15 protein-coding genes are annotated in these 12,020 nt (G+C 47.5%); 1 reads left to right on the top strand and 14 read right to left on the bottom strand.

Features of this window, described 5'->3' with window-relative positions; all coding sequences use genetic code 11:
* Window positions 1-296: 296 nt before the first annotated feature.
* Window positions 297-953 (top strand): GntR family transcriptional regulator, encoded by a 657-nt coding sequence (locus tag NR121_RS06320; RefSeq protein ID WP_062409688.1) that lies wholly within the window; start codon window positions 297-299, stop codon window positions 951-953.
* Between the two features lie 93 nt (window positions 954-1,046).
* On the opposite strand, the gene hpaD is transcribed toward NR121_RS06320, so the two are convergent.
* The 14 genes from hpaD to NR121_RS06250 form a co-directional block, all read right to left on the bottom strand.
* Complete coding sequence (gene hpaD / locus NR121_RS06315; protein WP_062409689.1) at window positions 1,047-1,991, bottom strand: 3,4-dihydroxyphenylacetate 2,3-dioxygenase; 945 nt, start codon at window positions 1,989-1,991, stop codon at window positions 1,047-1,049.
* 3 nt (window positions 1,992-1,994) lie between these two features.
* On the bottom strand, window positions 1,995-2,465 hold the full coding sequence (locus NR121_RS06310; protein WP_054818510.1) for a flavin reductase family protein: 471 nt from the start codon (window positions 2,463-2,465) through the stop codon (window positions 1,995-1,997).
* Between the two features lie 17 nt (window positions 2,466-2,482).
* Window positions 2,483-3,487 carry a 4-hydroxy-2-oxovalerate aldolase gene (gene dmpG, locus NR121_RS06305; protein ID WP_062409690.1) on the bottom strand — a complete coding sequence of 335 codons (1,005 nt, stop codon included), beginning with the start codon at window positions 3,485-3,487 and terminating at the stop codon, window positions 2,483-2,485.
* A gap of 38 nt (window positions 3,488-3,525) precedes the next feature.
* Window positions 3,526-4,431 carry an acetaldehyde dehydrogenase (acetylating) gene (locus tag NR121_RS06300; RefSeq protein ID WP_062409691.1) on the bottom strand — a complete coding sequence of 302 codons (906 nt, stop codon included), beginning with the start codon at window positions 4,429-4,431 and terminating at the stop codon, window positions 3,526-3,528.
* A complete protein-coding gene (locus NR121_RS06295) occupies window positions 4,431-5,216 on the bottom strand; it encodes a 2-keto-4-pentenoate hydratase (RefSeq protein ID WP_054818509.1) in 786 nt (261 codons plus the stop codon). The genes NR121_RS06300 and NR121_RS06295 overlap by 1 nt, the downstream gene beginning before the upstream one ends.
* A 1-nt stretch (window position 5,217) precedes the next feature.
* On the bottom strand, window positions 5,218-6,099 hold the full coding sequence (locus NR121_RS06290) for a VOC family protein (RefSeq protein ID WP_062409693.1): 882 nt from the start codon (window positions 6,097-6,099) through the stop codon (window positions 5,218-5,220).
* A gap of 27 nt (window positions 6,100-6,126) precedes the next feature.
* Window positions 6,127-6,642 carry a cupin domain-containing protein gene (locus NR121_RS06285; RefSeq protein ID WP_201023566.1) on the bottom strand — a complete coding sequence of 172 codons (516 nt, stop codon included), beginning with the start codon at window positions 6,640-6,642 and terminating at the stop codon, window positions 6,127-6,129.
* A gap of 20 nt (window positions 6,643-6,662) precedes the next feature.
* Window positions 6,663-7,451 carry an SDR family oxidoreductase gene (locus tag NR121_RS06280; RefSeq protein ID WP_062409694.1) on the bottom strand — a complete coding sequence of 263 codons (789 nt, stop codon included), beginning with the start codon at window positions 7,449-7,451 and terminating at the stop codon, window positions 6,663-6,665.
* A 25-nt stretch (window positions 7,452-7,476) separates the two neighbouring features.
* Entirely contained in the window at window positions 7,477-8,931 is a 1,455-nt protein-coding gene (locus NR121_RS06275; RefSeq protein ID WP_062409695.1) for a 4-hydroxyphenylacetate 3-hydroxylase family protein, read from the bottom strand.
* A gap of 3 nt (window positions 8,932-8,934) precedes the next feature.
* Window positions 8,935-9,801 carry an alpha/beta fold hydrolase gene (locus NR121_RS06270; protein WP_054818507.1) on the bottom strand — a complete coding sequence of 289 codons (867 nt, stop codon included), beginning with the start codon at window positions 9,799-9,801 and terminating at the stop codon, window positions 8,935-8,937.
* Window positions 9,802-10,136: 335 nt separating this feature from the next.
* Window positions 10,137-10,343 (bottom strand): hypothetical protein, encoded by a 207-nt coding sequence (locus NR121_RS06265; protein ID WP_054818523.1) that lies wholly within the window; start codon window positions 10,341-10,343, stop codon window positions 10,137-10,139.
* A gap of 22 nt (window positions 10,344-10,365) precedes the next feature.
* Window positions 10,366-10,641, bottom strand: a complete 276-nt coding sequence (locus tag NR121_RS06260) for a YciI family protein (protein ID WP_062409697.1) — start codon at window positions 10,639-10,641, stop codon at window positions 10,366-10,368.
* A 27-nt stretch (window positions 10,642-10,668) separates the two neighbouring features.
* Window positions 10,669-11,436 carry an SDR family NAD(P)-dependent oxidoreductase gene (locus tag NR121_RS06255; protein ID WP_074728712.1) on the bottom strand — a complete coding sequence of 256 codons (768 nt, stop codon included), beginning with the start codon at window positions 11,434-11,436 and terminating at the stop codon, window positions 10,669-10,671.
* Between the two features lie 64 nt (window positions 11,437-11,500).
* On the bottom strand, window positions 11,501-12,019 hold the full coding sequence (locus tag NR121_RS06250; protein ID WP_054818504.1) for an aromatic-ring-hydroxylating dioxygenase subunit beta: 519 nt from the start codon (window positions 12,017-12,019) through the stop codon (window positions 11,501-11,503).
* Window position 12,020 lies beyond the last annotated feature (1 nt).

Genomic DNA, 12,020 nt, shown 5'->3' with positions numbered 1-12,020 from the left:
ATTCCCACTCACGTCGACGGCCGTTATTCAGGCAAAGCGAAGGAGAGAAAGCAGTCAGCTTTGCTTAGGGCAAGCAAATAACGCAGACCGCCGACGATGAGGGGAACGCTAGATTTCATACGGCCGGCCAAATTTAAATGATAGTTGCCCAAAGCTTTTATTTAAGGTAAGATATTAGCATATAAGATATTAGTCTTTTGCCCTATAGGCCGACATCCGAATGTGTTGAGACCATCCCGCATTATGAAAGCCTTCTCAACGAATCGGTGAACTTTTCATTTGGAGGATCGAATACCTTGGAAGATGTCAATTTGTCCAAAACGAATCATGCTTATGAATATATAAAGAAAAGCTTAAAGAATGGCCGATGGAAATTCGGGGAAGAAATCTCCGTCATTGAAACCGCAAAGGAACTGGGATATTCGAGAAGACCGATTATTGATGCATTAAAAAAGTTGGAGCTTGAAAATTTTGTGGAAATTGTGCCTCAAACCGGTTGTCGGGTCGTTAATTACACCAAAGAACAAATGCACGACCATTTCTTGTTCGTCATGGTTCTCGAAGGCATGGCCGCCCAGTTAGCGGCAGAGCGCCGTCTGGATTCGGAAGTCGAACAGTTATATCAAATCAATAACGAATTGCATCAGTTGGTTACGAAAGAAAACTTTGCAAAAGATGAGTACTTCGTAATTAACAGAAAGCTTCATCATGCCATACTTAAAATGGCCCGTTCCGAAAAAATATACAATCTGACCAAAAATCAATGGGATCTGAACGATTTTTATTTAATTAATGTGTCTTTGTTTGAACATGACGCAACGCAAACGATTGAAGAGCATAAAAATATCATCGATAAAATAAAAATGCGCGATCCTAAAGGGGCCCGCGCCATTATGGAAAGCCATATTATGAAATTTGCCACGATCGTAGGCAACTCAAAAATTTTAAATTAACTATGTCTTGATTCAAATAAGGGCAAAGACTTTTCAGTCTATGCCCTAACCTGCAGGCCCTGCTAATTTCAAATCTGCTTAAGCGAGGTGCCATTAAATCCATTGATTATTGACCGGAGAGACCTCCAGGAATCGTTCCGGATAAGACGGGCCCCACCACAGTCTTCCTCTTTTGTCGTATTCCTCCCAAGTCCATTTTACCGGCGGCAAATCGATATCTCTTGAATAATCTCCCGTATAAATTTCGGTTCGATTGCCGTCAAAATCGCGGATATATAAGAAGAAGGCATTACTCAATCCGTGTCGTCCGGGGCCAAACTCAATCGCATCCTGGTAGCCGGCATCCGCCAGAAGATCCGCCGTCCGGATAATTTCAGCCGGTCCCTGAACCGTATAAGCCACATGATGCAAGCCGGCTCCTGAAGCGGATTGAACCAGCGCCACATCATGGGTGCCCTGACAGCGTCTTGTCCAAGCGGCAAAGGTACCATTATCCTTCTCCACATATTCCGATACGCTGAAGGACAGCTCATCTCTCCAATATTTCAGGGCTTGATCCACGTTGGCCACGCGAATATTCATATGATCGATTCGCAACGGCGGAATTCCTCTATCGCGGTGCGTTGCACGCATAGGCAGATGGTTCAGTCCACCCTGTGGATTGTAAACGTTGACCTGCTGCATAGCATGGTAAAACTCGATCGGATGGCCATTCGGCTCAACAATACGCAGAGCTCGGCCTTGCCCGGGCTCCGTACCTTCCGGAACCATCAGGGTTGGAACCCCAAGACGTTTATGATGATCCTCCAGTCGGTCCAAATCTTCCGGATCGGAGACCCGAAGCGCAAAGTGACCCAAGCCACCGGTTTTGCTTTTGGTCAAGGTCAGGGTATGAAGGTCGAATTCATCTACTCCGCGTAGATAAATATGATCTTTGTCGGAATCGTGCTCTCTAAAGCCAAGAATATCAATGTAAAATTCCCGCGCTCTTTGCATATCGGTTACAAACAATTCGCAATGTCCCAGTCTTAGAATCAATGTCTACACCTCCAGCTTAGTTAACGAACGATATTTTCCCCCATAAAAAATCAACGGTTCTTCCTCTCGATACGAAATCCAGTTCACTCGACCTATATACAGGGTATGATCCCCTGCCGGATGCTCATCCACCACATCGCAAACGATATAAGCCAACGAATCTTGTATCAATGGAATGTCATTATGCCAGAAAAATTCAGGCGTGCTTTCCTGCGGGCGGCCGGCAAAATGCTGTGATACCTGCTGCTGATCGTGCATCAAAATGCTAATTCCGTACGTTTTCGTTTGAGGCAGTATCTGGTGCATCCTGGTTTTATGATCAATGGAAACGAGCACAAGCGGAGGATCCAGGGAGACCGAAACGAAGCCATTCGCCGTCATCCCATGCACTTCACCTTCCTGAACCGTGCTCACAATAGTAATTCCGGAAGCAAATCTTCCGAGCGTATTTCTAAACTCCCTGGGGTCGATCATGCCCATTCTCCTTTGTTCTATCGATTCGCCAATTCTGCAGCAACATCCAAAATCCAATCTTCTTGTCCGGCAACAGCCTTGCGTCGGGACAACTCCAGCAGGATCTCCCTCGGATCGATATTGAATTTTTCCCCGGCCTTTTTGGCATGCATTAAAAAAGTGGAATATAATCCCGTATAGCCGATGGTCAAGGCATCACGGTTAATCGTCATCGGATACTCCATCATGGGTTGAACTATATATTCTGCAGCATCCATGATCTTAAATAAATCAATTCCGGTTTCGCAGCCTACCTTGGAGAGCGCGGCCACAAGCACCTCCGTCTGTGTATTGCCGGAGCCGGCCCCCAGGCCGCTTGTGCTTGCATCAATGCAGGCGGCGCCGGCTTCCACTGCAGCCAGACTATTCCCTATAGCCAATCCGATGTTATTGTGGGCGTGATAGCCGATCGGGACTTTTAATTCGCCGGTTAACGCTTTCACTCTTGCCGTAACATCTTGCGGCATCATCGTTCCCGCGGAATCTACAATATAAACGATATCGGCTCCATAGGATTCCATTAGTTTAGCTTGTTTGGCCAAATCCTCCGGCGATAGCATATGGGCCATCATGAGAAAGCCTACGGTTTCGAGGCCAAGCTCCTTAGCCAAACCAAAATGCTGCTCGGAAATATCCGCTTCCGAACACTGCGTCGCAATTCGGACCATGCTGATTCCGCAATCTTTAGCCTGCTTCAGTTCTTTTCTCGTGCCGATCCCCGGAAGCAGCAAAGAAGCTATTTTGGCGTTCTTGCTGGTCTTTGCCGCTTCCTCGATGAGTTCAAATTCATCAACCAGGGACATGCCGTACTGCATGGAAGAACCGGCCAACCCGTCGCCGTGACTGATTTCAATCACAGGAACGCCTGCTTCATCGAGAGCTTTCACGATGTTATGGACCTGTTCTTTCGTAAATCGATGACGAATGGCATGGGAGCCGTCACGAAGCGTCGTATCCATGACCCTTACCTTTGTTGGAGTCATTATCGTTTCATCCCTTCCTCCTTATTGGATATCCCCGGTTAGCTTAGGACTTGTTTCAATAAATACTTTGCCTTAACCTCTGCCACACGCTTAGCGGAGGAGGTCATTATATCCAGATTGCCGGCCGTGCTTGGCAAATAATCCCCGGCCCCTTCGATTTCCAGCAATAAGATGACGACTGGCCATTTGCCCTCCGGCGTGTCTCTCACATCAAAAATGGGCTTCCGCGTTAAACGGTATCCGGGCACGTACTCCTGCACTTCAGCGATGACCTGCTCAATCGAAGCGGCAATTTCGTCTTCATGACCATGCTCATAGGCGGCATATACGGTATTTCTCATCAGGATCGGAGGCTCCGCAGGATTTAAAATGATAATCGCCTTTCCCTTTTCGGCTCCGCCGATCGCTTCCAGACCACGGGCTGTTGTAAAGGTAAATTCATCGATATTTTGCCGCGTACCGGGCCCTGCCGAGCTGCTGGCAACGGTCGATACCATTTCTGCATATTTGACCTTGCATACCCGACTCACCGCATGAACGAGCGGAATCGTCGCTTGCCCTCCGCAGGTGATCAAATTCACATTATCCGCATCCATGTGATCGTTCAGGTTAGCAGGCGGCACGACATAAGGCCCCACAGCAGCCGGTGTAAGATCAATCGCTATTTTTCCCGCTTCCTTCAACAGCTTCGCATGCCGGATATGAGCCTTTGCGCTCGTGGCGTCAAATACGATTTGAATATCGGGATCTTGTAGAATCCCGTTAATCCCCTCAATGCTGATATCCAAGCCATACGACTTCGCTCTGGCTAATCCTTCGGATTCCGGATCGATCCCGGACATTAACGATAGCTGCAACGAACCAGGATTTTTCAATATTTTATACATTAAGTCGGTTCCGATATTTCCTGAGCCCAGGATAGCTGCTTTAACTTGTTTTTCCATTATTTTATATTCACCTCCACACTTGACAACCCTTCGCCAAACGAAGCCTTATAATGTCCGGGAAGCAAATCAAAAGCCGGTGTAAGAGAACCCGAGAGCACAATGCTTCCCGCTTTCAAGGCTTCGCCCCATCCCGACAGTTTATTGGCCAGCCATGCGACCGAGCGGGCAGGATGGCCGAGTACAGCAGCCCCGGCTGCTGTACCCAATATCTTTCCATCTCTTTCCAGAACAAGCCCCACATGACGGAAATCCAACCGCTCAACGGTAGAAATTTGACTTCCTATGACCATCCCCCAATGGGACCCGTTGTCAGCAATCGTATCGGAAATCTTAATTTTCCAATCCTTTATCCGGCTGTCAATGATCTCAAAAGAGGGAACAACCGCTTTAGTAGCTGCCAATACATCCGCAGCCGTCACATTCGGTCCCCTCAGGTCCTTATCCAGAAGAAATGCGATTTCCGCCTCAATACGGGGATAAATCATCCGCTTTGAATCGATTTCCGCACCATGTTCAAATGCAAAATCCGAATACATGACGCCAAAATCGGGCTCATATACATGGAGCTGCTTTTGAATCCCTTCGCTGGTCAAACCGATTTTATTCCCGATGACCTGCCTGCCCTGCTGCTGATGGAGCTTGGTTAATTCCCTTTGAATTTGATAAGCGTCCTCCGCCGTTAATGACGGATAAGTTTCCGTGATCGGGGAGATGGCCTGTTTATTTTCAAAGGCGTCGTATAAGGATTGCGCAATGGTTTGAACATTCGGTTTCTCGTTCATATTAAGACCCCTTGGCGAAGGACTCCGGCGGGAAGGCTCCCCATGCGCTGAAGGCTGTCGGGAAATCGTTCCAGCTGATGAGCTCGCGCGATTTATCCGCACGTGGCATTTCGGCCGACAATTCGATGCGGTTGCCGCTTGGATCCAGGAAATACGTGTACAGGTTTCCGCCTACGGAGTGGCGTCCCGGACCGGCCTCCACTTTGTAGCCGTACTGCCCCAACACGTCACAAGCCCGTTTCATCTCGTCAATCCCCGCCACCAAAAACGCATAATGGTGCAATGTCGTGTTATCCGGCGTGCCTACGATCGCTATATCATGGTGGAAATCGCTTCCATGCGTCCACGCGGCGCCCCACACTCCCGCAACCGGCTCGAACACGTCGGCGACTGAAAATTCCAGCGTATCCCGCAAAAATCCCGCCAGCCCTTTGACATCATTTGCATTCAGCGTGATATGATCCGCATCCAGCGGCGCAATGCCCCGGCTCGGTTTACGGCCTACAACCGGATGCAGATAGTGCGGGCGATCCTCCGCCAATACCAGTTCAATCTGGTGGCCGCTTGGCGATTGGAACTGCAGCGCTGCCTTCTCTCCCGGCTCCGCATCGGTTACCCGGTTCGTCCTCACGCCGAGCTCCGTCAATTTTTTCTCAAAGTAAGCCAAGTCATCTTCCTGATGCACCTGCAGTGCAAAATGGCTGATGCCGCTGCCGCCTTCTGTTAACGCCAAATCATAGTTGTTGTCTGCACCGCAGCCCAAATAGACGATGCCGTTTTGTTTACCGATTTCATGCAGGCCTACGACTTCACGATAAAACTCCAGACTTTGCGGCAGATCGTTGACCTTTAAAACCCCATGCGCCAATTTCAAAACTCCCATGCTTGTTCCGCCTCCTTAGGTTTTGGTTTACTCAAAATATTCTTTGAATGCTTCCCTAAAGCTGATATTTCCCAGACTGTCCCGGCGATTTCCCTGCAGGCCGTCCATCAGACGGGAGTTTTCAACCAGAAGCATCTCTACTGCCTCAGCGCCATCGTTATAGTGTCTATGCCAGATCCAGGGCGGCGTATATATAAAATCTCCTTTGCTCCATTGCACCGTTTGATTACCGATTTCCGAGTAGCCGCTGCCATGCAGCACATAATGGATCGATTCGTGGACATGCCTTTGTAAATCGCTGCTTCCGCCAGGCGGTATTTTTTGCAGATAAAATTCCATCGATTTGGTCGGAATATTGAGTAAAAGGCCAATTTCAGCAGGATTGCCGGTTACTTTACTGTCCAGCCAAATGGCCTCCTCCGAATGAACCACCAGGCCCTCCTCCGAAATGTTCTGATCGTCGCGGTTTTTCAATTTCTTTAAATTCGCCATATAATCATCGAACTTTTTTTCCGTTGAAGGCTTTATTTTGGGCTCCATCATTTTTCCTCCGTTCATGTCGATTAAAGGGGACCGATTTTGGTAAAGCCGCCGTCTACCAGATGCGTTAATCCCGTCATGAAGGAGGATTCCTCAGAAGCCAGGAAACCTACCAAAGCCGCAATATCCTCCGGCTTCCCGTATCTGCCTACCGGGATGCCCTTTAGATCCTCTTTTACAACCTCTTCAAACGATTTGCCGGCCTGTTCGGCTCTGTAGACGGCCAGCTGTCTCGTTCTTGCCGTATCGATATGGGCCGGGGCGACGACATGCGTTGTGATCCCATGGGCACCGACCTCCACGCTTAACGATTCGGCAAGCGCTTGAACGGCAGCCCTCATCACATTCGATAAGTGAAGCTTCGGCAAGGGCCGGACAACCGATGACGAAGTCATATAAATCAATCTTCCCCACTGATTGTGCTGCATCTGCGGCAATACCATTCTCGTGAGTCTAATCGCCGCGTCCAAAATGAGATGATAGGCAAAGCTCCAATCCTTGTCGGTTAATTCAAGAAATGCACCCGGTCTGGGACCGCCTGTATTATAGACCAGAATGTCGACAGAGCCCATCGACTCCACCGCCTTACGCCCTAATTCCTCAATGGAGTCCGGGTTCGAAAAATCAGAGATCAGATAATGAACCTTGGCTCCGGTGGATTTGGCAATGTCATCTGCGGTTTGCGGAAGCAGATCTTTCTCAATACCGCTTAAAAAGACCGTTGCTCCCTCTTGTGCCAGCTTGGCTGCGATTCCTTTTCCGATCCCTGAACTGGATGCTGTAATTAATGCTGTTTTCCCATATAAAGGCATGTCGCATTTTCCCCTCAAATTCGTTTTATACTTTTTCGCTGATCCCGTATTTGGAGAGCAGTTTGTCTACCAGGGCCAGACACTGACTTTTATCATAAGCCGAATACTGGGTTTGGATTCTCAGGAACATCGGATCACCGGCATAAAAGCGCTCATACAGCTCGTGACGGGAACCAAAGTCGGAAACGGCAATGTCGGCGGCCAATTTAAACAGCTTCACTTTATCATCTGCCGACACCTCGGCGCCTCTGTAATACTTTCGAATGTCGGCCGCAATCGGGCTGTTAAATACATCTGCATTGGACGGCTGATACATTAAGCCCCCGGCAAGGATCAGTTGAACAATTTCCCGCACGCGGGGATACCAACGGTTGCCTGAGTTTCGGATAGCATAGAGTGGGGTAACATTCGGCATGTAGATCCCGTCTTGATTAGGCTCGGAAGTCATTTCCGATGCCAGCACCGCCGCCCGGATCAGCTCAATGTAAGTGGTAATCTCGCCCATCATGTCTTGAACATGCGGGAATTGATTCGTATTGACCATTTCCGTCGCTTTTATGACCGTCCCGGCAATCAGCTGCAATTTCGTCTGCAGTCTGATGGAGGTTTGGTGGCCCGTAAACGCATTGGAGTTTAATTTCCAAACCGTATTGACCCTTTCGACATCCTGATAGATGAACACTCTTTCCCAAGGAACCAGCACATCGTCGAAAACAACGACGCCATCGAGCTCATCGAATTGCGAAGCCAAAGGATGATCGTATACCGAGTCGCGGGTAAACGGCTCGCGCGCAATTAATCGAACCCCCGGCGTGTTCATTGGTAAGGCGAAGGAAATGGCGTATTTGTAGTCCTTTTCCGTAGGTTTTCTCAGATGGAAAGGCCATACCAGCATCTCATCGGCGTAGGGACCCGCCGTTGCCAGCATTTTGGCTCCGCGTACAATAATCCCTTTATCCGTTTCTCTTACGACCCCGAGATAAGTAAATTCATCCGGCTGCTCTGACGGGGCTTTACCCCGGTTCACCTGCGGGTCAATCAAGACGTGGGTCAAATATAAGTCATTTTCCCTAATATATTCAAAATAATTTCGCACATGATCCGCATATTTGCCGAAAAAATCGGAATTAATGTACCAGGCGGTCATCATGGCGCTCATAAAATCCGTAGAGCGGCCCATCATGCCATAGGTTTCCTCCGCCCATACTTGATGCATTTTTCTGCGTTTGGCCAAATCGTCTTTGGATTTCGGAACCAGGAATGATGATCCGACTAGATCTCCCGTTTTCGGAGATTTAAAAAGCATATGCTCCTTTTTATCTGTTTCCCACTGGGAATCATATAAACGGGCAATCGATTTAACAGCCGGTGCAACCAACGGATGTGTCGTAGGATCTGTTATTTTTTCATTGCCGATCCATGTTTCCGGGGGATAGTTTTTGAGTCTTTCAATATAATCTCTACCTTTGCGTGCTCCCATGATCTAAAAGCCCCCCTCTTTTACAAACGCTGTATGAACGCGATTAAATTCCTCCATACTTTCCCACTGCGGCCAATGACCGGAGTCGTTAATGACATATAATAAGCTGCCGGGAATCCATTCCTTCAGAATGAAAGCTTCGTCCACCGTCCCGGTGGGATCATTGTCCGTCCATAAAAGTAAGGTCGGACAGGTAATTCGGTTACACCATTCCGGGCTCCATACGTAATTCTTTCTTATTTCCCAATCCTGAACAGCTACGATATGATAGACAGCTCTTTTAAATTCCGGCTGTTTGTATATTTTATAGCGGATACTCACCAGTTCATCGGTTACAAAGCTTTTATCGTAGAATAACCATTCCAGGCGGGCACGCACATTATCGTAAGTGGCTTCTTCCACCGCCTTGATGGTTGAATTTTTCACCTGCTCCATGACCTGCGGTTTATTCGTAATGTTACCAGGCGTGTTGAGGATTAATTTATCGATAAGCTCAGGATGATAAGCCGCCGTCCAGGCAGCGACCCATCCGCCGAGCGATTCACCCGACAAGCTCACCTTTTGCAAATGCAGGGCTTTTACCAATCCGACCAGATGATCGCTTAAATAATCAATCGTATAAGGACGGTCCGGTTTATCACTGAAGCCATGACCTACCATATCGTAAGCGATGACTCTAAATTCTTCTGCAAGTCCTGCAAAGTTCCGCGAATACGCTTCCAAATGGCCCCCCGTACCATGAACGAAAATTAGCGTTTGTTCTCCTTCGCCGGCTTCCATGACCCTTGTCCGGATTCCATCCACATCCAGATAGTACTGCTTCAACGGCAGTCCTGCCAATTGTGTCCATATCGCAACTTTTTCCCCCATTGCCTTCACCTCATTTCATTATTTAGATACTAGTATCTTAGTTCAATGGTATCACATAAGGTAAAAAATGTCACCTCATTTTATAAAAAATGTGCGGTTATAGTCCGAAGCCGAAATGAAGAAAGCCCGGAGGGGTTTACATGGAGGGGCGGCTAAGCAGGCCGTTTGGCCAAGGTGTCCGCCTTCAAAGTGGCTTCGGAGCCTTCTCACTCAGCGCTAAAGGCTCCCTGTCACCCCATCGCATCATATCATAAAAGTGATATTTTCACTGAACAATAGGCCTCTTAATCCCAATATTTTCACCGATGGTGTACTACTTCTTTCATCAAAAAACATTATTTGCCGAATGGCTTGGATAAAAATTCCGTAAATACTTCAGGTTCCTGCCAGGTCAAACTTTCAAGGGCCAGAGGATCCAGTTGAATCGAATGATGTAACTTTGGTGAAGTAATTTCCAGCCTCTCCCCGTTTCTTGTATATACCTTTTTAACAATCACTTGGGTAAACTCATTGCCGACGATGATTTGTGGTTCCGATGACATTTTCCCCCTCCTTACTTTCGTTCTATGATTGAATTTTTGCTGATAAAGCAGCATTCCAATCCTTATAATCATAGTCAACAACGTCATGGATAACCAAGGGATCGGCTTGGATAATGGACATAAATTCCTCTTGTGAACAGTTATAAACAATACATCCACCGCTTCCATCGACAAACGGACCGCTTGCCAGGATGACTCCCTTTGCGCGTAATTGTTGATTGCGGTTTTCATGTTCTTCAAACCATTTTGGATTGATTTGATCCATTGGTTTTTTTATGCCTAATTGAACCAGCCACATAGAAACACTCCCCTTCATAACTGAGTTCTAAACGATCGTCAATCCTCCGTCGGCGACAATCACCGAGCCTGTGACAAACGATGATTCGTCAGACGCCAAAAAGAGAGCAATATTCGCAATCTCTTCCGGCTGCGCTCCTCGACCAAGGGGCGTTGCTTCGGAAGCCACTTTATCTAACTCAGGTAACACTTCTTCCATGGCCTTTGTCATCGGCGTAATCACATACCCTGGAGCAATGGCATTGACACGGATTCCTTTTTTCGCATACGATGCAGCGACTTGACGAGTAAACGAGATAATGGCCCCCTTTGAAGCGGAATAGGAAGGACCGCCTGGGCTGTTGATTAAGGCAGCAGTCGATGCTTTATTGATAATCGTTCCACCGTTGGCTCGTAAAAGTTCAGGAATACTATGCTTCACCACAAGGAACATACCTTTTGTGTTTATATTCTGGATTTTATCCCATTCTTCCGCACTTATTTCTTCTACAGCAATCATAAAGTTCTTATGAGCAATCCCTGCATTATTATAAACCGTAGTTAGCTTCCCAAAAGTATCGATCGTTTTTTGAATCGCTTGCTTCACTTGCTCTTCATCGGAAACGTCGCATTGAATTGCGATGGCTTCGCCGCCTGCTTCAGTCACTAGACTGGCGGTTTTTTCGATTTCTTTTGCATCCAAATCGATGACTGCCACTTTCGCTCCTTCACGGGCAAAAACAACGGCAGCTGCTCTCCCCATGCCTCCTGCTGCCCCAGTAATAAACGCAACTTTGTTTGCTAAGCGCTTTGTCAACTTCGGATTCCTCCCGGTAGGTTATTTAATTTTAATTTCAGAAACCCTGCTGAACAATGAATCCTTAGAAAAAGACCCCTAAATTGTCCATACCCAGTGTCGTCTGATCGATCAATATTTCTCTTGTTTTTAATTTACATTCCTGCCCTGTCCGCGTCAGGGTATCGTTACGAACGCAGGTAATAAGATTGTAATCCGATTCATTGCCACGACTACGGGTTAGAAGAAGGTAGCTTTTTACCTTAAATTCATCTTCAGCCGACTGCTCGATCCGTACATTAGTGATAAACCTTCTTGTACGAGAAGGCGGATCTTCTGCCCAAGCAAATTCCGTCTCAACTCGCTCAACCCGTTTTTTTAAGGAAGCATAGTTTTCCTCAAAGTGATTCATATTTCCTATAAATCCTTCCCCGTGTATTCGCTCGCGAGTCGTCCTTACAGGCATTACGTACTTGATCTCTTGATCCAGCATGTCTAACCATTTTCTAAAATCCCCACTATCCAGTACCTCTGCTTCAGCTTGCATAAATTCCAGGATTTCAAAATAAACAGGATTTCCAATTTTGATGCTTGTCGAAAGCATG

Origin of the sequence: Paenibacillus sp. Pae15 (genome assembly GCF_024519685.1) — a bacterium.
GTDB lineage: Bacteria > Bacillota > Bacilli > Paenibacillales > NBRC-103111 > Paenibacillus_G > Paenibacillus_G naphthalenovorans.
The sequence above is the reverse complement of the archived record's forward strand: the minus strand, read 5'-3'. Positions and strand labels throughout refer to the sequence as shown.